24 protein-coding genes are annotated in these 24,873 nt (G+C 49.1%); 1 reads left to right on the forward strand and 23 read right to left on the reverse strand.

The annotated features are described in order from the left end of the window. Positions 1-239: 239 nt before the first annotated feature. The 7 genes from LIZ87_RS05640 to LIZ87_RS05670 are packed head-to-tail and all read right to left on the reverse strand — an operon-like array spanning position 240 to position 7,423. Complete coding sequence (locus tag LIZ87_RS05640; protein WP_227145753.1) at positions 240-1,772, reverse strand: sodium:solute symporter family protein; 1,533 nt, start codon at positions 1,770-1,772, stop codon at positions 240-242. Then, complete coding sequence (locus LIZ87_RS05645; protein ID WP_178317059.1) at positions 1,769-1,921, reverse strand: hypothetical protein; 153 nt, start codon at positions 1,919-1,921, stop codon at positions 1,769-1,771. The genes LIZ87_RS05640 and LIZ87_RS05645 overlap by 4 nt, the downstream gene beginning before the upstream one ends. Positions 1,922-1,949: 28 nt before the next feature. Beyond that, positions 1,950-3,284, reverse strand: a complete 1,335-nt coding sequence (locus LIZ87_RS05650; protein WP_227145755.1) for an oxidoreductase — start codon at positions 3,282-3,284, stop codon at positions 1,950-1,952. 15 nt (positions 3,285-3,299) lie between these two features. Further along, positions 3,300-4,829: a xylulokinase gene (locus tag LIZ87_RS05655; RefSeq protein ID WP_178317061.1), complete on the reverse strand. Its 1,530-nt coding sequence runs from the start codon at positions 4,827-4,829 to the stop codon at positions 3,300-3,302. Between the two features lie 27 nt (positions 4,830-4,856). Continuing rightward, a complete protein-coding gene (deoC, locus tag LIZ87_RS05660; RefSeq protein WP_227145757.1) occupies positions 4,857-5,528 on the reverse strand; it encodes a deoxyribose-phosphate aldolase in 672 nt (223 codons plus the stop codon). A gap of 26 nt (positions 5,529-5,554) precedes the next feature. Beyond that, a complete protein-coding gene (locus tag LIZ87_RS05665) occupies positions 5,555-6,610 on the reverse strand; it encodes a glycoside hydrolase family 88 protein (protein WP_178316355.1) in 1,056 nt (351 codons plus the stop codon). A 36-nt stretch (positions 6,611-6,646) separates the two neighbouring features. Next, positions 6,647-7,423 carry a 3-ketoacyl-ACP reductase gene (locus LIZ87_RS05670; RefSeq protein ID WP_178316354.1) on the reverse strand — a complete coding sequence of 259 codons (777 nt, stop codon included), beginning with the start codon at positions 7,421-7,423 and terminating at the stop codon, positions 6,647-6,649. A 199-nt stretch (positions 7,424-7,622) separates the two neighbouring features. Here LIZ87_RS05670 and LIZ87_RS05675 point away from each other — a divergent pair, with 199 nt between their 5' ends. Next, complete coding sequence (locus tag LIZ87_RS05675; RefSeq protein ID WP_178316353.1) at positions 7,623-8,375, forward strand: GntR family transcriptional regulator; 753 nt, start codon at positions 7,623-7,625, stop codon at positions 8,373-8,375. Positions 8,376-8,459: 84 nt separating this feature from the next. On the opposite strand, the gene acrA is transcribed toward LIZ87_RS05675, so the two are convergent. From acrA to dapA, 16 genes are all read right to left on the reverse strand, one after another. After that, on the reverse strand, positions 8,460-9,569 hold the full coding sequence (gene acrA, locus LIZ87_RS05680) for an acryloyl-CoA reductase electron transfer subunit beta (RefSeq protein WP_178316352.1): 1,110 nt from the start codon (positions 9,567-9,569) through the stop codon (positions 8,460-8,462). Between the two features lie 19 nt (positions 9,570-9,588). Continuing rightward, positions 9,589-10,389, reverse strand: coding sequence for an acryloyl-CoA reductase electron transfer subunit gamma (gene acrB / locus LIZ87_RS05685; RefSeq protein ID WP_178316351.1), 801 nt, complete (start codon positions 10,387-10,389; stop codon positions 9,589-9,591). A gap of 12 nt (positions 10,390-10,401) precedes the next feature. After that, positions 10,402-11,544, reverse strand: a complete 1,143-nt coding sequence (locus tag LIZ87_RS05690) for an acyl-CoA dehydrogenase family protein (RefSeq protein WP_227145759.1) — start codon at positions 11,542-11,544, stop codon at positions 10,402-10,404. Next, positions 11,541-12,131 carry a pyruvate kinase alpha/beta domain-containing protein gene (locus LIZ87_RS05695; RefSeq protein ID WP_227145760.1) on the reverse strand — a complete coding sequence of 197 codons (591 nt, stop codon included), beginning with the start codon at positions 12,129-12,131 and terminating at the stop codon, positions 11,541-11,543. Before LIZ87_RS05695 ends, LIZ87_RS05690 begins: the two co-directional genes overlap by 4 nt. A 16-nt stretch (positions 12,132-12,147) precedes the next feature. Beyond that, positions 12,148-12,930 carry an enoyl-CoA hydratase/isomerase family protein gene (locus tag LIZ87_RS05700; protein WP_178316993.1) on the reverse strand — a complete coding sequence of 261 codons (783 nt, stop codon included), beginning with the start codon at positions 12,928-12,930 and terminating at the stop codon, positions 12,148-12,150. After that, positions 12,927-14,531, reverse strand: a complete 1,605-nt coding sequence (locus LIZ87_RS05705; protein WP_227145762.1) for an acyl CoA:acetate/3-ketoacid CoA transferase — start codon at positions 14,529-14,531, stop codon at positions 12,927-12,929. Before LIZ87_RS05705 ends, LIZ87_RS05700 begins: the two co-directional genes overlap by 4 nt. A 19-nt stretch (positions 14,532-14,550) precedes the next feature. Further along, positions 14,551-14,997: a MaoC family dehydratase gene (locus LIZ87_RS05710; RefSeq protein WP_178316845.1), complete on the reverse strand. Its 447-nt coding sequence runs from the start codon at positions 14,995-14,997 to the stop codon at positions 14,551-14,553. Between the two features lie 221 nt (positions 14,998-15,218). Beyond that, entirely contained in the window at positions 15,219-15,992 is a 774-nt protein-coding gene (locus LIZ87_RS05715; protein ID WP_178316846.1) for a CAP domain-containing protein, read from the reverse strand. A 307-nt stretch (positions 15,993-16,299) separates the two neighbouring features. Continuing rightward, positions 16,300-17,880, reverse strand: coding sequence for a glucose-6-phosphate isomerase (locus LIZ87_RS05720; RefSeq protein WP_178314331.1), 1,581 nt, complete (start codon positions 17,878-17,880; stop codon positions 16,300-16,302). A 154-nt stretch (positions 17,881-18,034) separates the two neighbouring features. After that, positions 18,035-18,997, reverse strand: a complete 963-nt coding sequence (locus LIZ87_RS05725) for a D-2-hydroxyacid dehydrogenase (RefSeq protein WP_227145764.1) — start codon at positions 18,995-18,997, stop codon at positions 18,035-18,037. Positions 18,998-19,011: 14 nt separating this feature from the next. Continuing rightward, positions 19,012-19,908, reverse strand: coding sequence for a sugar phosphate isomerase/epimerase family protein (locus LIZ87_RS05730; RefSeq protein ID WP_178315851.1), 897 nt, complete (start codon positions 19,906-19,908; stop codon positions 19,012-19,014). Between the two features lie 64 nt (positions 19,909-19,972). Then, a complete protein-coding gene (locus tag LIZ87_RS05735; RefSeq protein WP_227145766.1) occupies positions 19,973-20,881 on the reverse strand; it encodes an NAD-dependent epimerase/dehydratase family protein in 909 nt (302 codons plus the stop codon). Positions 20,882-20,897: 16 nt separating this feature from the next. Beyond that, entirely contained in the window at positions 20,898-21,356 is a 459-nt protein-coding gene (locus LIZ87_RS05740) for a RidA family protein (protein ID WP_178316991.1), read from the reverse strand. After that, positions 21,346-22,707: a dihydroorotase gene (locus LIZ87_RS05745; RefSeq protein ID WP_227145767.1), complete on the reverse strand. Its 1,362-nt coding sequence runs from the start codon at positions 22,705-22,707 to the stop codon at positions 21,346-21,348. The genes LIZ87_RS05740 and LIZ87_RS05745 overlap by 11 nt, the downstream gene beginning before the upstream one ends. 6 nt (positions 22,708-22,713) lie before the next feature. Beyond that, entirely contained in the window at positions 22,714-23,949 is a 1,236-nt protein-coding gene (locus tag LIZ87_RS05750) for a M20 family metallopeptidase (protein ID WP_178316989.1), read from the reverse strand. A 20-nt stretch (positions 23,950-23,969) separates the two neighbouring features. Next, positions 23,970-24,854, reverse strand: coding sequence for a 4-hydroxy-tetrahydrodipicolinate synthase (dapA, locus tag LIZ87_RS05755; protein ID WP_178316988.1), 885 nt, complete (start codon positions 24,852-24,854; stop codon positions 23,970-23,972). Positions 24,855-24,873: the final 19 nt, after the last annotated feature.

Genomic DNA, 24,873 nt, shown 5'->3' on the forward strand with positions numbered 1-24,873 from the left:
CAACAACAGCTATGGCCGGACAAGTACAAAAGCAGAGCAAAAAAAACACCGGAGCGCTCAACATAACTGCAGAGCACCCCGGCACTTTTTATAGAACTGAACCGTTCGTTCCTCAGACTCTTATCTTTAAATTCCGATATGGATCCCCATTACCAGCCAGCACATCAAAAAACCGGCTATGGATCCAACAGCGATCAGAATTCCGAACAATGTATCATTATCCTTCATTACAATACCTCCTATTTGCTCTCAACATAACCATGAACCTTTTTATACTGACGGCTCTGCATGCGCCAGAAACCTTCCTCTGCTGCCTTGGTGGGCGCTGCGCGGCTCATTCCTACAAACAGAACGATGAAGGAAGCAGGCAGTGCAACGTAGATCTGGTGAGGCAGGATCGGATTTGTCAGAGTCAGCAGCCAGTAGCCGATATTAAGTACCAGAGAAATGATGATCGACCAATAAGCAGCCGGTTCGGATACCTTCTTGGAGATGGAGCCGATAAAGATTGCCGGCAGCCAGCATACGAAGATACCGGATGCAAATGCCCAGGAGTACAGGGTGAAGAAATCACTTGCCATATCAACCATGGAGATGAGCAGCATCAGGACACCGATCACTAACATACACCCGCGGGATACGGAGAGAACCTTCTTCTCCCTCTCCTCTGCAGGCAGGTGTGATAAGAAGAACTGTCCGTAGATATCATTTCCCAGTGCGGAGCCTGCCTGCTGCAGCAGCGTGGATGCTGTGGACAGACCTGCCGCTGAAATACCAGCCAATATAATACCGGCCAGATAAGGATTAAACCACTCCATAACCATCCACACGTATGCCTGGGAGCCCTGCATATCCGCGGGAGCTGCGATCTTGATAAAGGGAGCAGTCGCATAGACAAGCACCAGGAACAGAACTACTAAAAGCTGCGCAAAAATGAAGCTGCGGGCCACAACCTTCTCATTCTTACAGATCATGGTACGGCTGAGGCAGTGGGCTCCTGTAAGGCCTACGCTCATGGAAACCAGAACCATGAAGCCCATGAAGCCTACAAATCCGGAAGCGGACCAGAATGGCTTGCCAAACATCGGCATGTAGCCGCCTGCCTTAAATGCGCCGGGAAGGCTTGCATTGATGGCCTGTACCAGCTCTGCCGGGGAGGCTGTGCCTGCATGTGTCAGGGCGATGGGGAAGCCCAGGATGGCGGCGCCCACAAAGAGAACCATCATCATGGTATCAGTGACAACAACGCCCCACATACCGCCGGTTACGGAGAAGAACAATACTACGATACCGCTGATAGCGATAGCGAAATGCTTGGATACGCCCAGAGGTCCGGCAAGCGCGATGCCTGCGCCTGCGAAAATACTTACCAGATAGGTAGAGCAGGCTAAGATCATCAGGATGGATGCTGCAGTACGGATGCGGTGTGTGCCGTAGCGGATGGAAAGGATCTCCGGGATGGACAGGGCCTTCAAACGGTAAACGCGGGGGCCCAATACAAAGATCAGAAGCGTCCAGGTAAGCAGGCAGCCATAGTTTAAGATGCCGGGGCCCATGCCCAGATTATAGGCAGAAGCAAAGATACCTGTAAATGCCGTGGTGCTTAAATAAGATGCAACGATTGTTCCTGTAACCAGGAAGGTCGGAGCCTGACGCCCCATTACATAATAGTCCTCGGCGTTCTTCACTCTCTTAGATACCCATACGCCGACTCCCATAAACAGAAAGAATGATACTACGATCATAATTTTTGCAATTAAAGATGTATTCACGCTTTGCCACCGCCTTTCTCCGTTTTCTCTTCCTGCTCCTCGTCCTCAAAATAACCGATTTTACAAAAATGAATGTACAGCAGGGCGCTTACGAACGGAATACCCCATATTATAATTTGCCAGATCAAAAAGTTTGTTGCTTCCGACATGGAATAACACCTCCCAAAATTTGTCTCTCTATGCGCGAGACTGGATTGATTGATAGTAAGGCAGATAGATCTGCGTATTTCGTATGACGCATCCCGTGGGAACGCCTGCGCGGATCAGCTCGCTGCATTTTCCGCAGGTGACACAGGTGTGGAGCTTATCCAGCTTTCCCGTGGTCATGATCTCATTGGGGAAATTCGGATTAGCGAAAGAAAGCCTTCCAAAGCACGCCGCATCGCATATTCCCTCGTGGATCGCTCCCGCCACCAGATTAGGCGAGAACTGTCTGAGATAAGTCGGCGCCGATGCCGCTACGCCCAGGCTGGGGAACGCCTTTTTGATCACGCCAAAGCCCTCGTACAGCCTGGCAATGCTCACCAGCTGATGCTCCGGCACCTCTGTCAGCTTATCATGGTCGTAAGGCCTGGTCACATGGAAATTCTTGTGGGGATCTCCCATGGTCAGGTTGATAAAGGGCATTCCCAGCTCCTTGTGGAGGATCCTTACGATCTCAATGGGCTCCGTATAATCCGGCTCCAGGCTTCCATCCTTTGCCATGCCGAACCCATGGGGATAGGGGAACCTGTCGTGGATACCCAGACGGCAGATGATCGTAAAGGAATCGTCTTCTGCCTGTTTCGCATTCTTTACGGAATTGATCAGCAGGCGGAACCTGTTCTCAAAGCTTCCCCCGTAAGGCCCCTCTCTGGTGAAGGCCGATGCAAATTCATCAAAAAGATATCCGTGACAGCTCTTCACATCCATTGCGTCAAACCCGGCCTCCTTGCAGAGGAAGGCCGCCTCCCCAAAGGTTTCCTCCATCTGCTTTAAGTAGTCGTCCGTGGCAATGCAGCTGTCATCCAACCGGCCCAAAGCCTCGTGCTCCGGGCGGTGGTACGCAATGATCGGCTCCGGTGACGCCTCCGGGTTCGGCCGTGAGTAACGGCCGCTGTGGTTCGCCTGCATGACAACGTAAGGGGCAAACCCATTTTTCTTAAGCCCTATTTCTTTAACCTCTGCCACCAGCTTTTTAAATGCCGGCAGCGTCTCGCGGTTGAGATACAGCTGCTTGAGGCTGGAACGTCCCTCCTGCACAACGGATACCGCCTCAAACCATATTAAGGCAGCTCCCCCTTCAGCCAGCTTGTGATAGCGCCTGATTGTAAGCTCAGACGGAGCACCGTTCGGAAGGGAGTCAACACCCTCCATGGAAGCGATGCACAGCCTGTTCTCCAGCTTCACAGCGCCGAACTCACATGGCTCCTTCAGTATCTCTACATCCTCGCTGAGCGGAAGGGATTTGCCAAGCTCCTTCAGCTCATTTCTCACATCATCCAATGAATGATAATGGAACAACTGTTTCAACACCATACCTCCTCTTTATTTATTATCCAGTTTTGCCAGCCGGTGGCTGATCTCCATGGATGCCTGGCCTGCATCCCGAAAGATCTCATACAATTCCTTGTATATCTGGTGCCGCTTCATGTCCGGCTCAGTCACGCTGGACGTTCCCTGCAATTCCCGTATGACCTTTATGTCCGGGAAGATACCCTGGGCTGTGCCTGCGATCACCGCGATTCCCAGCGCGCCTGCCACATCGGAAAGATGGTTCGACAGGATGGGCACCCCGTAGACGTCCGCAAAAATCTGGCGCCACAGAGGGCTGGATGCACCTCCCCCCACAAGCTTCATACTGCTCAGGGCTTCTATCTGGTTGATATCCATGATCCTCATCAGGATCATCCTCAGATGCATGGCTACCCCCTCCAGCACACTCCGGCAAATATCGCCTTTCTTCGTCCTACCGGAAAGTCCCAGGAACGCTCCTCTAAGTTCTGTATCCCAGTAGGGAGAGCGTTCTCCTAACAGATAGGGCAGATACATGACACCCCCTGCTCCGGGGGAAGATTCCGCCGCCAGACGGTCAATGAGGATATAATCCTTCTGTCCCGTCTCCTTCGCTCTTATGCGCTCCTCACCGCAGAGAGTATTTTTAAGCCAGCTGTAGGAATAGCCGCCGGCCTGCATTGTCCCGGAATCGCGGAGAGTATCAAAGTAGTTGATCTTTGAAATACCTCTCTCAGGGTCCAGCCGCTCGCTGCCCGTCACAACAGAGACCCAGCTGGAGGTTCCGAGGCTGGTATACGCCTCCCCTTCCTCCACGATCCCTGCTCCCAGCGTGGCAGCTCCTCCATCGCCTGTTCCCATTACCACTGGTATTCCAGCCTTGAGCCCGGATTCCAGGGATGCTGCCCCGGTCACCTCCCCCAATATACTCCCTATGGGAAGGATATCCGGCAGTTTCTCCCGTGCAATGCCCGCTGCATCCAGCAATGTCTGGGACCAGTCCCTGACCCTCCAGTCTGCGCAGTGCATGTAGGCTGCGCATTCCGGATCTGTGGCCATCCGCCCTGTCAGACGGAAATTGATAAAATCCTTGACATTTAAAAAGCAATGGGTATGCTCATAAATCTCAGACCGGTGCTTCTTAAGCCACATCAGCTTTGGCAGGCTGTACCCTGCCGCTGACCTCATACCGGTAATGTTGTAATACTCCTTCTCTCCTACCCTGGCTTCCAGCTGCTTGGCTTCCTCTGCCGCCCTGGTATCTGCCCATATTATGGCCGGATAGAGCGGCTTTCCCTGCACGTCCACAGCCAAAGCACACATCAGCTGGCTGCACATGGAAACTGCCGCCACCTCCCCGGCGTCCAGGCCCTCTAACAATGTATGGTTGCACGCGCAGAACGCGTTCCACCAGTCCTCTGGATTCTGCTCCGCCAGGCCATTTGACGGCGTATGTACAGGGTAATTCTCCGTGCAGACCCGCAGCACTTCCCCGCTTGCGGATATCAGCGCCGCCTTGTCGCAGGAGGTTCCCAGATCATGGGCTATCAGATAATTTCTCAAAAAATCCCCGCCTTTAGTATTTGATAGTTAACGGTTGTTGGCCGCATCGCAGATCTCTTTTGCATGCCGGTAACCGATTCCGAACCGGGCCACCCCCATATCCAGCATCCTGTCTACTGTCTGGATATCTCTGATCCCTCCTGCCGCCTTGATCCACACCTTGTCTTTTACTGTCTTTGAGATCAGTTCCACATGGCGCAGGGTGCAGGGGCCTTCCGTACCGGAGCAGGTCTTGATGCAGTCGGCGCCGGAGGCTACGATGATCTCCGCTGCTCTCACGATCAGCTTCTCATCGTGAAGCGGGCATTCAATAATGACCTTCAGCGCCTTGTCCCCGATGGCATCCTTCACAATGCGGATATCCTCCTCCGCTTCCTTGTACATGCCGGAGACAAGATAGCTCTGGTTCATGACCATATCGATCTCCTGAGCTCCCAGGCTCACTGCCCACTTTGCCGCATAGGCCTTGCAGTGGGAGGGATCTGCTCCCGACCAGCGGGTGCAGCCGAATCCGGGATTCGTATCCGTTCCCTTAAGCTGCTCCACCAAATAGGGGAAATAGCAGGCCGGTCCGTTGATGGCAAAGAAATGATACTCCTTTGCCTGGGCGATCATCTCGTCTATCTCCTGCTTTGTGGCAAGCGTTCCAATATCCGTGCTGTCGATCATTCTCGCTAAATCTTTTCCGTTAATTGGCATATTATTCCACCTCGTATTTTGTTCTTTTATTCTGCTATGACGCCCATATAATCGCTTGTTTTTCCGTTCTCTCCCTTGAACATCTGGTTATACCATGCGTCAGGCTGATTGACAGGATTTTCTGCATAGTCGTAATATGCAGCCTCCATCATCAGGAAAAATGACTGCCCGTTTGCAGAAATGCCCGTCTTATTGTTGTCCGGCACGCCGCACACGCCGTACACAAAGCCGTAAGGATCCACCTTGTCATGAAGAGTCTGGCGCAGATGGTTGGCCTTCTCCTCATATGTCTTATCCAGATAGCCTGCTGCCAGAGCGCGGTATATCGCACCTGTGACCATACTAACTGCATTAATGCCGATAATGCTCTCGGGATTATCCAGGGTATCATGGCAGACGCCGTCGTCGTCGATGTACTTAAGGATCGAATCGATCACGATCTTCCCCTTCTCCATCATCTTGTCCTTCTCCTCCTTCATTGACATTGGGAGACGGGCTGCCACCTTCACAAGGCCTACTGCTGCGTAGCCGGTGCAGATGCTCCTGTGGTGTGTTCTCACATAGTGCTTTTTCTCATCGTCCCAGATCCAATAAAGCATCTTGATCTCAGGATCATAGAGGGCGTCCCAGTATCCGTTGATCTGCTTTACCGCCTCTTCATAATAGCCGGCTGCTGCCAGGAAGGGAGGCATCATATAGATGGAGTCAACCCAAAATTCCGGCGCGTCGTTTAAGTGGTAGAGGATTCCCTGAGGATTCCTTGCCGCCTTGTGCAGGGTGTAGTCCAAAAGGCCCTCATAGGTCTCGCGGATCAGGCGGTCATTGGTGAGCTGGGCAGCGACCATCATCGCTTCGCCGCAGGCGCAGGGATCTGTGACAGTGCGCTTCTCCCACTCGGTGGTGAGGGTTGTGCGGCCGTCCTCCAGGCGGATATAGGAGGCTTCCTTCGCAAAGGTGATCAGAGTCTCATAGTCTCTCAGCTCCAGCATGGCCTGCATTGCCTCGCTCTGCTCCCAGCTGCGGCGCTGGATGGACATCAACGCATTCTTTACCTTGCGGATGATTGGTGTATCAGGTATCATTTTATATTCTCCTTTCATATAAAAGTCTGCTGCGTTTTACAGGCGGCGGATATGGTAGCCTCCGTCTGCATTCAGGATCTGGCCTGTAGCAAAGTCAAGCCTTCCGCTGCAGAGCACTGCCACGCAGTCGGCCACATCCTTCGGAGTTCCAAAGCGCTTGATGGGGGTAAGTGTACCGGCCTCGATCGCCTTTCCAAACCTTTCTCTGGAAGCCTCGGCCATCATGTCGGTGAGGATCATGCCCGGACGCACTTCAAATACAGGGATGCCGAACTCTGCCAGCCTGTCGGCATAGAGTGTGGTAGTCATGGAAATGGCTGCCTTTGACACGCAATATTCTCCGCGGTTAGTGGAGGATGCATAGGCGGAAACAGAGGAAATGTTGATGATGCGCGGACAGTAGTCCTCCAGCCCCTCCTTCTGGAACTCGATCATCTTTCTCGCCGCCAGCTGGCACATGAAGAACATGGAGCGGGCATTGATCCCAATCACGCGGTCGTAGCTCTCCTCCTCTACCTCCAGAAGGTCACGCCTCACCTTCGGCGCTACGCCGGCATTGTTCACCAGAACGTCCAGACGCCCGAACTTTTCGCATACTGTGTTGATCAGATTCTCCCTGGCCTGGGTGTCAGCCACATTGCACTGGATATATTCACAGTCAATGCCCAGGGCTTTGAACTCCCCCATGGTCTCCTCTGCCTCGGCGCTGGCAGCGCTTACGACTACGTAGTAGCCCTCTCTTCCCAGCTCCTCGGCAATACCTTTTCCTATGCCCCTTCTGGAGCCGGTGACAATTGCAACTTTCTTAGCCATGTAACCCTATCCCCTTTCAATATTGTATTTATGACATTATGTCTTTACATTTATTATAGCAAAAAAATGGTTACTGTCAAGAAGAACTTGAAATTCTCCTCTTTTTACCATTTTTTTATAATTTTGAAATTGTGCGATTTGCAAAAATATGCTATATTCCTAATGTAAGAATAATATTACATTATAGGAGTGTTACTATATGAAATCTGATCTGTCTATTTTCCGCATTAACAAAGCCATACCTGTCCCTCTTTACTATCAGCTGAAGCTTTGTATTTTGGATCTCATTGAAAATCACACTCTTAATGAGGGGGATCTTCTCCCCCCGGAGAACGAGTTATGTGATAGCCTGGGAATCAGCCGCCCCACTGTGCGCCAATGCCTCGGCGAGCTGGTAAGCGAGGGATATCTTGTCCGCCAAAAAGGGAAGGGAACCTTTGTCGCCCCCAAACGGATTGATGCGCGCTTTCTGAATAAACTGCAGACATTTAACGAGGAAATGAGGGACCGCGGACTGGTTCCCACCTGCAAACTCCTTCAGATCGAGGTCGTAAATCCGCAGAATATGATCAATGAAAGCCTTGGCCTCGCCAAAACAGATAGGCTGATCCTTCTAAAACGTCTGCGCGGAGTTGACAATGAGCCCATCATGATACAGCAGAACTATCTGTCCTACGACAAATTCCACAAGCTGCTGGAGATTGATTTTTCTACCGCCTCCCTCTATCATGTGCTGGAGGAGGAGTACGGGCTCTATATCGACTATGCTCACAGGAGTATTCAGGCCGCAAATGCCACTTCAAAGGAGGCCCAGCTGCTTCAGATCAATTCCGGCATGGCTATCTGCATTGTGACAACGGTGGCCTATGCAAACCGTACGACTCCTGTGGAGTACACCATATCAAAATACAGGGGAGACAGGATGAACTTTGGCGTAGAGCTCTGCCGCTGATCTCCAAAGGCCCTGTACGCCCTGACCACGAATAAATGGCTATGCCCGCACATGAAGGATAGCCATTTTTCTTTCTCATTTTGTTTATTTTGCTTCCTTTGCCGCCTTCACCGCATCGGTCATAAGCGGGACCACCTTAAACAGGTCTCCTACGATGCCGTAATCCGCGCACTCAAAGATCGGGGCAGACTCATTGGCGTCTACCGCAATGATAAGCTCCGAATCCTGCATCCCGGCCTTGTGCTGGATCGCACCGGAGATGCCCAGGGCAACATATATTTTCGGACGCACCGTTTTGCCGGTCTGTCCCACCTGATGGTCGGAGGGCAGCCAGCCAGAGTCGATCGCGGCTCGTGACGCGCCGACCACTCCCCCTCCCAGGGCCTTTGCCAGTTCTTCTGCCAATTCGATCCCCTTCTTCGGATCCCTGCTGATACCGGCTCCCACGGAAACCACGACCTCGGCCCCTATGAGGTCAACCATTTTCCTTGTCTCCTTTACTACCTCAAGGACCTTTGTCTTTAATGCTGCATCCTCCAGCCTTACCTCCACTCTCTCGATCTCGCATGCATCTGCCTTTTCCCGGCAGAAGGCACTCTTCTTAAACACGCCGGGCCGGACGGTCGACATGCAGGGCCGGAATCTGGGACAGATGATCGTTGCCATCAAATGTCCTCCAAAGGCAGGTCTGGTCATCTTCAGGTTGGTGTCCTCCATCTTAAATTTGACGGAATCTACGTCAATGGTGGAGGATTCCCTCAAAAACTGCACATAGCGTTCCATGTCAATATCCAGATGCGTGCAGTCGGCTGTAAGGCCTGTGTGCAGCCTTGCCGCCACGCGGGGGCCCAGATCCCTGCCGATGTTGGAGGCCCCTATCAGCAGCACCTCCGGCTTTCTCTCCATTACGATGTCACAGATTACATTGCAGTACCTGTCCGTTGTATACACATCCAGCGCCGGATCTTCACAAACGATCACCTTGTCAGCGCCATAGCCTCCCAGCTCTCCTGCAGCCCGGCTGATTCCTTCTCCTCCGAGCAGGATGCCTACCAGCTTCGCCCCTCTCTCATCAGCCAGCTTCCGCCCTTCGCTGATAAGCTCAAAATCCGTATTCTGAAGCACGCCGTCCCGCTGCTCACAGAATACCCAAATATCAGAAAATCCATTGATCTCTGCACTGTTAAAAGCCATTCCCGTTCCTCCCTCTTCCTTAGATCACATGTTTTTTTACAAGCTGGCTGACCAATTCCTCTACAGCCTCCTCCTCAGTGCCGGCCAGTATGCGTCCTGCCTCCTTCTTCGGAGGCGTAAAGGAACGGAAAATATTGGTTGGGGAACCCTTCAGGCCAATGGTCGTAAGGTCGATCAGCGGATCATCCTTTAAAGCATTGTAATCTAATATCCGGACCGGTTTTTGATAGCAGCCGAGAATATTTTTAATTGTCATATAGCGCGGAGCGTTCATCTCCCTCACGCAGGTAAGCAGACAGGGCGTCTGTACCTGTATCGTCATATATCCGTCCTCCAGCAGGCGCTTTACTGTCAGAACATTTCCATCCTTTTTCATATCCGCCACATATGTAACCTGAGGAAGATTTAATTTTTCTGCGATCTGCGGGCCTACCTGGGCCGTATCCCCGTCAATGGCCTGGCGCCCGCAAAAGATCACATCCTCCCCGCCGACCCCCAGATAATGCAGGGCTCCGGCAATGATCTGGGACGTGGCAAAGGTGTCAGAGCCGCCAAATTCGCGGCTGGAAATCAGGACTCCATCGTCTGCCCCCATTGCCAACAGCTCCCGGAGCATCCCCTCTGCCGGGGCAGGCCCCATGGTCACTGCTGTGACCTGGCAGCCAGTCTCATCCTTTAACTGCAGGGCCGCCTCCATGGCAGCCATGTCGTCCGGATTAATGATCGTTTCCATGGATGCACGGTCCAACGTTCCATCCTCCTTTACAGCAACCTTTCCGGATGTATCCGGAACCTGCTTCACGCACACATAAATTCTCATGCCAGCTCCCTCCTATTTTAACAAATTGCCGGAAATGACCATTTGCTGTACCTGGCTGGTTCCTTCATACAGGGTCATGATCCTGGCGTCACGGTACAGCCGCTCCACTCTGTATTCCTTCATGTAGCCATAGCCTCCATGGATCTGGATCGCCTTTGCGGCAACCCGGTTTGCCATCTCCGATGTGAAATATTTACACATGGAGCATTTCATAGGAGCATCCTTTGCTCCCGCATCCTTCTCAATGGCAGTGCTGTAGATCAGCTCGCGGGCAGCCGCGATCTCTGTCGCCATATCTGCGATCATAAAGCTGATCGCCTGATTTTTGCAGATCGGTTTGCCAAACTGCTTTCTCTGCTTTGCGTAGCTTATGGATTCCTCCAGGCAGGCCTGGGCAATTCCCAGAGACTGGGCCGCAACGCCCAGACGTCCTCCGTTCAATGTCTTCATAGCTGCTGCAAAGCCTTTGTCAAGAGGCCCCAACAGCTGTGTCTTCGGTACGCGGACATTTTCAAATACGATATCGCTGGTGGGATATCCGTTGATCCCCATCTTGTTCTCGTGTTTGCCTATGGAAATGCCGGGAAGCTTGAGATCAACGATAAACATGGAGATCCCCTTGTTTCCCTTCAGGGCAGGATTCGTCCTCGCATATACAATGGCATAGTCCGAGATCGGAGCTCCTGAGATAAAGCATTTCCGCCCATTTAATATGTAGTCTTCCCCATCCTTTACCGCCCTGGTCATCAGGCTCCCTGCATCAGAGCCCGCTCCCGGCTCTGTCAGTGCAAAACAGAAATTCTTTTCCCCTGACGCCAGCAGGGGAATATAGGTCTTCTTCTGTTCCTCCGAGCCATAAGACAGCAGCGCCCCGCAGCCCAGAGAATTGGGAGTATTGGCATAGATGGCCAAAACAGGACTCACGCGGGCAAATTCCTCCACCATCAGGACGTACGCCAGCGTATCTCCTCCCTGGCCGCCATATTCCTCCGGGATCTTACAGCCCAGGAAACCATATTTTGCCATTTTATCGTGCATATCCCAATCAAATCCGCCCTCGCGGTCTAATCTGTCCTGGAGCTCTGCTGTAAACTCCGTCTCCGCAAAATTGCGGAAATTTTTCCTCATTAATTCATATTCCGGTGAAAGGATCATTCTTTTCCTCCTTTTCCTATTTGCGCTTTGCCCGGCACTATGGGCTTGCAGAGTATCTCGTCAATCCGTGTATCCAAAAAAACGGCAGTATACGCGGGCCTGAGGATGAGGGCAGTATCTGCGCCGCGGCTGGTTCCGGCAACGGCCATCACCGGCTCCCCGTAGGGTACAGCCCCGCAGTCCGCCGCCATGATGGCAGACTCAATGGCAGCCTTTGTCCCGCGTCCGAACATCATAAGCGTCTTTGCCGCCGCCTCCACTGGCCCGATGCCTCCAAAGGCCCTGGAAAATGCCCGCTCTCCTCCGCTGAGGCAATGGGCCGCTATGATGATTCTGACTCCCCTCTCCTCCAGCTGGCGGCGCACCACCTCCTCCATCGTCTGCTTACCGATCTCAAAATATCCGTATACAAGGGAAACACAGATAACTGTCATCCCTTCTATATCCATATCCAACAGTTTTTTTACGGTCTCCCCCGTATTTGACGCAACGATGATGCAGTTAATACCGCGCCTCCTTGCTCCTTCCAATGCAATGCTCAGCGCCTCATCCGTATTCGCTGGTCCTGGCTTTTCAAAAATATGCATCTCCCGTGCTTTTCTCCTATCTTCTGCGATACTCCGGCCTGCGTTTTTCCTTAAAGGCACGCATGCCCTCTATGCGGTCCTCTGTAGAAAAGATCACCCCCGCCATCAGGCCTTCCATATCAAGTCCATCCTGCAGGTTCGTATCCATGGAGGCTCGTATGGCGCGCTTTGCCATTGCGATCGCCAGCGGCGCCTTCTCAAGCAGCGTCTCAGCCAGCTTTTCTGCCTCCTCCATGAGCTGTGCCTGGGGTACCACCTTCATCACCAGGCCGAAATCCTGGGCCTCTTTGGCATTTAAGCGCCTTCCCGCCAGGATCATCTCCTTTGCCCTGCCCACTCCGATCATGCGGGCCAGCCGCTGTGTACCGCCTGCTCCGGGGATGATCCCCAATCCCGTTTCCGGAAAGGCGAAGGCCGCGTTTTCTGAGGCAATGCGGATGTCACAGCCCAGGGCAAGCTCCAGTCCCCCTCCAAACGCATATCCATTGATGGCTGCAATCACTGGTTTTGTAGATTTCTCCAGCTTATTTGTTATGTATAACAGTCCCCGTGCAAACACTTCTGACAGGGCATCGCGATCTGCCAGGGAACGGACATCGGAACCTGCACAAAAGGCCTTTTCACCGGCTCCGGTGATAACTAAAACCTTCAAGTGGTCCGCCGATTCAAAATAATCACAGAATGCTTCTATCTCTGTCCATGACTCCGGATCCAGGGCATTTAAGACCTGGGGCCGGTTAATCGTGAACCATGCAATTCCTGACTCCTCCTTCAATAAATAGCTTTTTCCCTGCTTCATGTTGCACTCCCTTCCTCTTCCAGCTTTTGATCCCCAGACGGAAACCTCTCCTTCAGCCCGATCAGCTCCTCCTTAAACAGCGACTCATCCATGATCTTTAAGTCCGGAGAAATGAGAGGAGCAAATTCCATTAATTTCAAGATATCCCTCTCAAGCTCCACGCCCGGAGCGATCTCCGTGAGCATCAGTCCATCCCTTGTGAGCTCAAATACGGCCCGCTCCGTGACAAACAGTACCTGCTGCCCGCATTTTGCCCCAAAGCTTCCGCTGTAAGTGACCTGCTCCAGATGATCCACAAATTTCAGGTTCCTTCCCTCCTGGAGTATGTGAAGCCTTCCCTCCTGAAAGGTCTCCCTGAGCCCTCCGGCTGTGAATGTACCGCAGTAAATGAGCTTTGGAGTCCGCTGGGAAATATTGATGAATCCGCCGCAGCCTGTTACCTTTCCGGAGAATTTTGAAACGTTCACATCTCCAAACCGGTTTGTCTGGGCTAATCCCAAAAATGCAATGTCGAGGCCTCCGCCGTCATAAAAGTCAAACTGAGGCGACTGCTCCAGGACACCGCTAAAATTGCGCGCTGCGCCAAAGCCAAGGCCCTTGCAGGCCTGACCGCCAAAAATGCCGCTTTCTAATGTAAGGGTGATCTGCCTTCCGCAGCCCTCCTCCTCTGCCACTGCACCCACATATTCAGGTGTTCCTATCCCCAGATTGACCACTGCATTGGGCGTAAGCTCCAGAGCACATCTTCTTGCGATCACCTTTTTCGCATCTAAGGGCAATGGCGCGTTTTGCTCTGCCGGGACAATGATGTCCCCGGACAGGGCCTTATCATAATAGCAGTCAGAGGATTGCTTGTGGTAAGAAACAGGATCCGAGGTCTGCACCACTGCATCTACAAAGATCCCCGGCACATGGATCTTATTTGGCATAAGCGTTCCCGCAGGAACAATGTGCTTGACCTGGGCGATCACCTTGCCTCCTGAGGCCTTTGCAGCCATGGCGATAAGACGGATATCCGTGGGAACCGCCTCATCCTCAATGCTTATATTTCCCTCTGTGTCCCCGCAGGTGCCTCGTATGATCCCCACATCGATCTTGGGAGCGGGATAAAAGAGGTACTCCTCCTCTTTGATATTGATCACTTCCACCAGATCCCGGTCAGTGACCGCATTCATCCTGCCCCCCTCCAGACGGGGATCCACATACGTATGAAGTCCCACCTGGGAGATGGCCCCCGGCAGTCCCTCTACCCTGCTGCGGAACATTTTCTGCAAAATGCCCTGGGGAAGATTGTACGCCTTCACTTTATTTTCAAAAATAAGCTGTCCCAGATTAACCGCAGCCCCATAATGTCCTGCCACTGCGCAGTCCAGAAAGCCCTCATGGGCAAAGTGATCCACCCCATGTCCATGCCAGTCGCTCATGCCCGAACCATAGTACAGCGTCAGATGGTTTGGACTGCCTGTCTGCAAAAACCGCTCCTCCAGCCCCACAGAGATTTCCTCTGCATGGCCGCAGAGGCCAAATCCGCTTGTTGCAACCGTATCACCGGAATGGATCAGATCCAGCGCGGCCTCCAGCTTGTAAACCTTATTCCCCATATAGTAATTCTCCTTCCCCTTAAGCCTGTTTCCCTGAGGCTTCTTCCTTTGGCAGGATCTTTGTGTAGATCTGGCCGTCTACCAGAAGAGTCCCGTCCTGATTCGTGGCGTAGCCCCTGGTGACCAAGATCTGCTTTCCCTGCTTCTTCTCTAAGATCTCAACCGTAAATGTAACCGTGTCTCCTATTTTTGCAGGAGCTAAAAATCTCTGGTTATGGCCGGCATATACTGCGCCGCTGCCGAAAAACGGGCCGCTGCTGGCACTTAAGATAGCGGTGATCAAAAGCCCCTGGGCAATACGTGTGCCAAACATGGTGGTCTTTGCATAAAGCTCATTGAGATGCAGCGGACTGAAATCCCCTGTGAGACCAGCATAATTGAGTACGTCTGTCTCTGTGATCGTACGGCTGTATTCCGTTTTGTCCCCTACATGAAATTCATCAAAAGTCTTGTGTTCGTATGCCATCGTTCTTTTCCTCCGCCTTCTTTGTTAATATGTAATTACAACATTATGTTTTTACATTAATTATTATAACAAATAAGGCACGAAAATACAAGCTCCATTTTATGAAATCAAAAACACATCCCTTCGGCTCAAATCTGCCTTTGAGCCGAAGGGATGTGCTGACAATGAGATCTGGAAGTCCTGTGAAGGGCCGTTTCAGATATCATATAGGAAACTGGATGTTATCTTGTAAACAGCTGAGTCCAATAATGAACACCTGACGGACTCACGTAATGGCCTACGCCTATGGATGTGAAATTCTGATCCAGGATATTGGCGCGGTGACCGGAGCTGTTCATCCACTGCTCCATAACCTGCTCTGCGCTTGTCTGTCCGTAGGCAATATTTTCACCGGAACGGCTGTATGTAAGGCCTGCCTCTGTGAGGGCTGTGGAAAAGCTGCTTCCATTTGGCCTGGTGTGGGAGAAGGAGGCTGTCAGCTCCTCTGCCCTTGTCCGGGCTGCGCTGGCTGCCTTTGTATTCCATGTAAGAGGGGACAGGCCGGCCTTTGCACGCTCTTTATTTACCAGCTCTGCCACCTGTGCCGCCAGAGAATCGCTGCTTTCGGTCACATCCGGAATCGTCTCATCCGGGGCCGTCTGATCCGGTACCGTATGGTCTGGTATCATTTCGTCCGGCGTTGTCTGTACTGGAGGAATCTGTCCTGGTACTCCTTGCCCCGGAAGCATCTGCCCCGGCTGCATCTGTCCAGGTATCATTTCACCCGTCCCGCCGCCATTTCCCGGAATCAGGCAGTCAGAACCCAGGATCTCTGCCAGATTATCACAATTCACCTGCATCCCCGCCAGGATCCCCTTAGAAGGATTTCCTCCGATCACAAGCTTCTGCCCTGCCCCCGGAACTTTACATACAATGTTTGCTGCCATCGCTGTCATAGGGCTTGCTGCTGTAACTGCCAATGCGGCCGCTAAACCATAGATTCCTGTTTTTCTCATGATGTTACCTCCTTATTTGTTACATAAATATTACATTTCTGTTACAAATAGATCATAACATAAAATTACTGGTAATCCTACAGGGAATGTCTGGTAATTATACCGGAAAATGGCAGAAAAAGGCCGGAGACATTTTCCTGACTCCGGCCCGTACTTTTATGTCGATCCGACAAAACGCCTCTCTGGCGCGTTTTGCTGGATACTGTGTAATTGTAACAGTTCAGACGGGGTATCTTCTTGCCCGGCCAGGCCGGACAAGAAGCATCGGATATCCATCCGATGTGGAAATCTGAACTGTTACGTGCAATTAAATATTCAGCAGATCACTGAATTCCTTCAATGCTCCGTCTGTATCATGTGCAAGCACACGCTTTGCCAATATCTTGCCAAGCTGTACGCCCTCCTGGTCAAAGCTGTTCACATTCCATACAAAGCCCTGGAACATAACCTTGTTTTCAAAGTGGGACAGAAGCGCGCCCACTGATCTGGGATTTACCTGGTCGCCGATAATAATACTGGACGGACGTCCTCCCTCAAAGTTCTTATTGCGGTTCTCATCTGACTTACCGCATGCAAATGCCACGATCTGGGCAGCCACATTCGCGCACAGCTTCTGCTGGCTTGTGCTTTCCTCGATCACGACATCCACACCCATCTGATTGTTCTTGAAGCCGATAAACTGAAGGGGCACAATGTCAGTTCCCTGATGAAGGAGCTGATAGAAGGAATGCTGTCCGTTTGTTCCGGGTTCACCAAAGATCACAGGGCCTGTCTGATAATTTACCCGCTCGCCAAAACGGTTTACACATTTACCATTGGATTCCATATCCAGCTGCTGCAGATGCGCCGGGAAACGGTTTAATGCCTGGGAGTATGGAAGAACTGCTGTACACAGATAGCCAAGCACATTGCGCTCGTAAACGCCGATCAATGCATCCAGCATGGCAGGATTCTTTAATACATCCTTATTCATGGCCAGCTTGTCTTCTTCTGCTGCACCCTCCAGGAACTGTGCAAATACCTCAGGTCCAAATGCCAGTGACAATACGGCTCCGCCCACTGCTGAACTGGAGGAGTAACGTCCTCCGATATAATCATCCATAAAGAAGGCAGCCAGATAATCATCGCTCTTTGCCAGAGGAGAGGTCTCACTGGTAACGGCAACCATATGTTTGGAGGCGTCTAATCCTGCATTTTTCAGTGCATCCTTCACAAAGGATTCGTTTGTCAAAGTCTCCAGCGTAGTACCGGATTTGGAAACAAGGATAAAGAGGGAATGTGCTACGTCGATGGAATCCAACACTGCAGCTGCATCATCCGGATCTACATTGCTGATGAATTTTGCCTGCATTTTAAGTGTATTCTGCTTCTTAGCCCAGTTCTCAAGAGCCAGATAAATCGCACGTGGTCCGAGATCACTGCCGCCAATACCAATCTGCACAACCGTAGTGAATTTCTCACCTGCTGCATTTGTGATCTCTCCTGCATGCACCTTGTTTGCGAACTCGGTGATCTTCTTCTGCTGCTCCACATAGAAGGTGCGCTTATCAACGCCGTCCGCCTGAACAGCCTCGCCCAGCTGTCCACGGGTCAGATGATGAAGCACAAGGCGCTTCTCACCGGTATTTACCACTGCGCCGTTGTAAAGAACTTGAAATTTATCTGCAAGCTGAGCTTCCTCTGCCAGCTTTACAAGATCGGCCAGGATCGCGTCATCCACCTGCTTTGCAGCATAGTTATAAACAAAACCCTCTGCCATCGGAACGCTGTACTTTTTTACACGCTCTGATCCGTTCTCTCCAGACATCGCCTCCACGAGATTTACACGCTCTGCCTTTAAAAGCTCCTGATAGGAAGCAAGCGTATCTAAGTTGTTCCAGTTGATCATGATAGATTCCCCCTTAAGATTAATATTGGATGGTATTGACCGCACAAATATCGTTGATCGAAATAATTATACTATTAAATCCGGTTTTCTTCAAGCATCTGTATACGGTGTGGGGATAATTTTCTCAAGGGGAAGCAGAGCAATCGGAACTCTTTTAGGAATTCACAACATTGACCGGTTTTCCATCTACAAAAGCTTTCAGATTGTCTACTGCAATATTCATCAATCTCTGTCTTGACTCCTTAGATGCCCAGGCAATATGCGGTGTGATGATACAATTCTTTGCAGACAAAAGTGGATTATCTGCACAGATAGGCTCCGTAGAAACCACATCAACTGCTGCTCCTCCTACTTTTCCGCTGTTTAAAGCATCTCTTAAGTCCTCCTCCACAATCAATGGCCCTCTGGAATCATTAATGATCAATACTCCATCCTTCATCTTGCTAATATTGTCTTTATTTATGATCCCCTGCGTAGCTGGAAACAGAGGACAATGAAGAGAGATCACATCAGAAACCTCAAAAAGTTCATCCAGAGAAGCATATCTGCAGCTTTCACTTTCCAGTCCATCTATTTTATGGGTATCAAAAGCTACAACCTTCATACCCAAAGCCTGAGCAATACGCGCTGTTCCCTGCCCAATTCGTCCAAATCCGATGATTCCCATTGTCTTACCTGCCAACTCAATGAGAGGATAGTTCCAGAAACACCAATCCTGGTTATTGGTCCAGTCCCCCTTCTTCACACATCGGGAATGTTCCCCGATATGATGGCACAGCTCAAGTAAAAGGGCTATCGCATACTGAGAAACTGCATCTGTTCCATAAGTGGGGATATTGGTTACAATGATTCCTGCCTCCTTAGCAGCTTCAACATCCACTACATTGTAACCTGTAGCCAATACACCAATATATTTCATTTGGGGGCAGGCTTTCATGGTTTCTCTTGTAATCGGTGTTTTATTTGTATATACTACTTCTGCATCCCCTATTCTTTCCACAATCTGACTGTGATCTGTGGTTCTGTCATATACTGTTAATTCTCCCAACTCTTCAAAGCCATTCCAACTCAGATCTCCCGGATTCTCTGTATATCCATCTAAAATAACGATTTTCATCTGTCTGATCCTCCTTAATCCTCAACCAGTGCCCATGCACGGTTCAGCACTCTCTTGGTATTTGCCAAAACAATTTCTTCGTCCTCATCCCCTACCAGAGTCACCTCCATAGATAAAACCAAGGGATTCTTACTGTTGAAAAAGCCCTCCTGCTTCAATACTGTCAGATAATCAACCAGTTCTGCAGTATCATTGGCGCTGTCAGGGAAGCCCATACGCGGATGCTTATCACCGTAGGCAGTGCATCCCTCTTTTACAACAGCATTGCCGAAATGAAGATGCGTAATATAAGGCCTTAGTGTCTGGATCACAAATTTAGAGGTCTCATATGTAGTCGGGAAATGGGACAGGTCAACCAAAAGGCCAAAATTATGATTAGTCATTCTCATGTCAGCTGCAAATTTAGCTGCATAGGGAGCCGGTCCGATAAGAGCCGCCTTATCCATATCAAAATCAAATACCTCCAGCTCTATCATCATATTCTTCTTTGCTGCATAATCACAGAGATTTCTGGTGGTTTTTAAAAGCTGTTTATAAGCCTGCTCCTTTGTAGCCTCTTCCCACTTTCCGGCCAAAAAAGCGATACCCTTTGCCCCCAAATACTCTGCCTCATCAATAGCCTCAATCAGGGTAGCCTCTGCCGCCTTTCTGCCCTCCTCATCAATATCGTTGGGATTCAGCTTCGGTCCGAGGAGCCTCGGCTGTGCTCCATAGCACACCTTCAGGTGAGACTGTTCCAGCAGCTTCTTTACCGCCTCTCTTTCCTCATCATCCTTACATTTTGTAAGCTCAATCGCATCAAAATAATCATCTGCCGCAATCCTTTTGATTGATTCCAAAACTCCCATCTTTGGAAAAGACATCCATCGGATGGTTCCTATCTGAAAATATTTGTGAATAGATTCTCTCATTTTCGCTTTCCACCTTTCATCTGAGCTTCCATTTTTATTGCAAACATACTATTGCCTTCTATAATCAATCCGGTGATTTTTGATACTGTAAATCCTGCTCTAACCAGCTTAAATATCTTTCCATTCCTTCCTCAAAACCTATCTGGGGCTCCCAGCCGAAGTCCTCTTTAATACGGCTTATATTCAAAGAATTCTCTGTAAACCCAAGTTTACCTGACCCAATGGAAATTTGATATTCAGGATAACGTTTTTTTAATATCCTTAGAACCTGTTTGAAGCTGGTAAGGACTCCGCTGGAAAGGTTGTATTCCGTATGCGGCAAAACAGAAGCATGAAGTATCTGTTCAATTCCTGCTGAGACATCATCCACATAAATGAAATCCTGTTGCTGGTCTATTCCACTCTCCCTATTTATCTTTCCTTTTTTGTATAATTCCTCCGCCATTTCCCGAATCGGACAGGAAACGTAACGTCCCGGACCATAAACATAGCTTACTCTTAATGACACGCTTTCCATACCATAATTTCTGACCATCTCCTCCCCACAGATTTTTGATGCTCGGTAGGGAAGATTTCCTTTTCTTGTGTCTTCTTCTTTTACATCAATGGGGGCATCCGGTGCATAGACTCCAGCAGAACTAATATAAATAAATCTGGATACCTGGTACTTTTTTGCCACTTTCAGAGAATTTAAAACACCGATCACATTGGTCCGGTAAATTTTGTATGGATCATCCAGATATAATTTAGGAGAGGAAACTCCTGCATTGTGAATAACACGGTCAATCTTATTTTCCTGAAATACCTGCGTCAGCCGCTTCTCATCTGTCACATCTCCCTGATACCATGCACAATCAACCGCTGTTTTAGGCATATGTGCAGAATAGACAACCAGCTCTTCATTATGATCACAAAGTCGCTGCACCAAATTGTTTCCAATCAGGCCTCCGCCCCCAACCAATAGGACTGCCATGAAAAGTCACACCCCCCTATTCAAATAATACGATCATCTCAATCTCTAATGGTGCATCTCCTGGGAGAGAAGATACTGCAATAGCAGTACGTGCATGTTTTCCAGCTTCTCCTAAAATCCGAACTAACAGATCAGAAGCTGCATTCATAACCTCTGACTGACCCGTAAAGCCATATTTGGCCGCTATATAGCCGTTTACCTTGATTACTTCTTTCACTCGGTCCAGATTGCCAAGCACAGCCTTAACCTTTCCTAATTCACATATTGTTGCTTGTTCTGCAGCTTCTTTTGCCTGCTCCATAGTCACCTCATCGCCTACCGTTCCCTTAAAAATCGGCTTTCCATCTTTCAGCGGTGTGGAACCTGATACAAACAACAGATTTCCGGCTATCTTGCCAGGTACAAACTGGGAATTATCTGCCTTTACTTCCGGCAATTTATAACCTGCATTTTCTATCTTCTGTTCAATTATCAATCTCTGCCTCCTTATCTGGCCATATAAATTTACCAAAGCCTTTCTTGCCAACCAACTGTCCATTTACATAGACTGCTTGTCCGCGCACAAAAGTTGCCTCTATTTTCCCCTTATAGCACTTCCCCTCATACGCAAACTTATCGGATTTATTCTTCCAAAAGGTTTCCTTTGCTCTGAATATCCACTTTTTATCTGGATCCACTACAATAACATCTGCATCGTATCCCGGCGCTATTTTCCCTTTTTCTTTTAACCCGAACCGTTTAGCAGCATTTGTTGCTATTAATTCTGCAAGTCTTTCCCAGGTCATTCCCCTTTTGTGGATTCCTTCATCGATCAAAGTTGGGATTGCTATATCCATTCCCGGAAAACCAGAAGATGCTTTCCAAAAATCCCCTTCTTTATCTGCTTCTGTATAAACGGTACTGTCTGTTCCGATGGTATCTACACTTTTATTCAGAACATATCTCCAAAGTTCATCCCTTTTATCTTCCGCCCGCAATGGCGGTCCGCATTTTGCATATGCACCATACTTTACAATGTCATCTTTTGTCAGTGATAGATACTGTGCACATGTTTCGGCCGATACATCAGTACCATTTCTCCGTGCTATCTCAATGATTTCCATTGCTTCCGGACACGTTACATGACAAATATGAATTTTGCTCCCCGTAAGTGCCGCCATGACACATACTTTTGCAACCTCCATTGCTTCAGCTACAATGGGACGGCTTTCTTCAAAGTATTCTTTCCCCGCTCCTCTACTCACAAATTCTTCTGTCAAATTATCACATATAGAACTATTTTCTGCATGAATCCCAATGATCGTGTTCTGTTTTGACGTTCTTTCCATCAACTTTAAAAGATGATAATCATCAAAATACGGATATGTTTTACCTGCTGGACAGGTAAATATCTTAAATCCTGCACTGCCGCTTTTTATCATATCTTCTAAAAGATCCAGGTTGCTGGGATAAGCTGCTCCCCATAATGCGATATCAATATACGCCTGCTCCTCAATCAGTCTTTTTCTCTGTTCAAACATAACTGTATTATCATTGTTCGGCATGAACTTTGACATTGGCATTTCAATTACTGTAGTAAATCCGCCGCGAGCAGCCATAGCTGTTCCATAGTCAAATGGTTCTTTATTATTAATATGTCCATGGGTGTCAATTGCTCCTGGTAAAATCACCTTTCCGCTAAAATCCCACATTTCCTTTGCTTCAACCGGAACCTCTGGTGGAATCAGGGAACAGATTTTTCCCTGATTCACTCCTATCGTACAAAATTGCAAACCTTCTGGTCCTAATACCCTTGCTCCCTGAAAGGCCACATCAAATTTAACCATCTTATACTAGTCCTCCGATGCCATTAATCTCATAACAGCAATGGCCAATGTTTTCGAAGCTTCCACAAGTTGATCGATAGAAACACACTCATTGGGAGCATGTCCCAATACAGGATCTCCCGGGCCAAAAATTGCGATAGGAATTCCGAGCTTTGCAAAACGGCTCCCATCACTATGCTGGTAATAACCCGTTGGCTCTACTTGTTTCCCCCGTACATCTTTCAGTGCTCCCAATAATGTCTTTATTAAAGGATGCTCTGCATCTGTGTTTACACCAATATCATTATTCGTAATTTCTACAGACCACTCAAATGGCTGATCAGATTCTTCTGACATTTTTCTAAGTAAATCTTCCAAACGACCCTTCACATACTCTTTCGTAATATTAGGCGTCATACGGCAGTCAATTCCCAACACACATTCTTCGGGTATAATGTTTGTCAAGCTTCCTCCTTTTATTCTGGTAGTTGCTAATGTCGTTGCAGGAAGATAAGGAGGCTTGTTAGCCTGCAATTCTGGTACCAGCTCTTCATTTACCAGCATAACAAATTTAGACATATGTATGGTTGCATTATTTCCGGCCCAGGGCATGGCTCCATGAGCTGCCTTTCCATGGATCGTAACAACGAAAAAGGCGATAGAGCGCTCACCGACTGCAACTTCATTATCAGTCTGCTCACCGATAATGGCCAGATCAGGCTTGAGAATGCCAGAATCTCTCAACCAACGCGCTCCTCTCCAGCTATGTGCTTCCTCATCTGCCACAGGATTAATCAATAAAGTACCCTTTAATGGGATTTCTGCCTTTTTTATTGCGCATGCTGCCATAATTTGAGCCAGAACAGAGCCTTTGTCATCTCCAGCTCCCCGCCCGTAAATCATCCCATTATCTACTACACCCTCAAAAGGATCGTATTTCCACTGGCTCAAATCACCTGCCGGTACAGTGTCAATATGAGCATTCAGTAATAATGTAGGTCCCGGCTTTCCCTGAATCTTTCCAATAACACTGGGTTTCGTAATATTGTCGATTCCATCATTTTTCGGTGATATCACTGTTTCCGGCGGAATAACAATTTCGGTTTCAATTCCATATTCCTCCAGCTTATTCTTACATAATTCTGCGATTTCTCTTGTATCACCAGGAGGATAATCACTGTGTGCCTGTATCAGGGCCTTCATAAAGCTGGTGATCTCCTCCCTGTTAATCAATGATACAACCTTTTGTTCTGCTGAATTCATAAAATAAACCTCTCCTTTTATTATAAAAGTTCCATTCCTTCAAGAATTTTTCTTAAACTTGCCTTTTGATCATCGTGTAAAGGAAGAATTGGTAAGAAACAGGGGCCAGCGTCAATGCCAAGCATAGTAAGCGCCTCTTTTATAACTGCCGGAAATGTTCCCATTCCAAATGCCAGTCTAAGAGGATTCAATCTATTCTGGCATTCCAACGCCTTGTTTCTATTACCCTTCTGATAATGATCATAGATATCCGCACATAGTCTGGGAGCAACATTGGCACATGCCGCAACAGCCCCGGCTCCTCCCTGACACAAGTTTGCATAAATTAAAGTATCTCTGCCCACGAGGACATTAAATTCCTTATCCTCTGTTTTCTGAATATAGCTGGATATTTGGGTAAAATCCCCTTTACTGTCCTTAATTCCCACAATATTAGGAATATCTGCCAAGCGTTCAACCAGTCCTGGTGCGAGATTTACCCCCGTTTTCGGGGTATTATTATAAAGCAGGATCGGTTTATCTGTGCTTTCTGCGATTACGCGGTAATGTTCAAACAACTCTTCATCATTAGGTGAGATAAACATGGGTGTCAAAACTGAAATTGCATCAACGCCTACATCACTTGCAATCTCAACCAATTCCATGGCACCCTTTGTTGTAATACTGTTTGCCCCTGCATAGACCGGCACTCTGCCATTGGTATATTCCTTTGCAGCAGACAGAATTTCCCGATATATATCATGATTTACTGCATAGAATTCGGCTGTTGTTCCCATTGCAAAAATTCCATGGACCCCTCCGCTGATCATATAGTTAATCAACTTTTCTAATACTTTGTCATTAAATTTCCCCTCCTTTGTCAGAGGCGTAATCATTGCCGGAAGAATTCCCTTTGGTTTTAACATATCTTTTCTCCTTTTTCTC

The sequence above is a fragment of the Lacrimispora sp. 210928-DFI.3.58 genome (assembly GCF_020554865.1).
Lineage (GTDB): Bacteria > Bacillota > Clostridia > Lachnospirales > Lachnospiraceae > Enterocloster.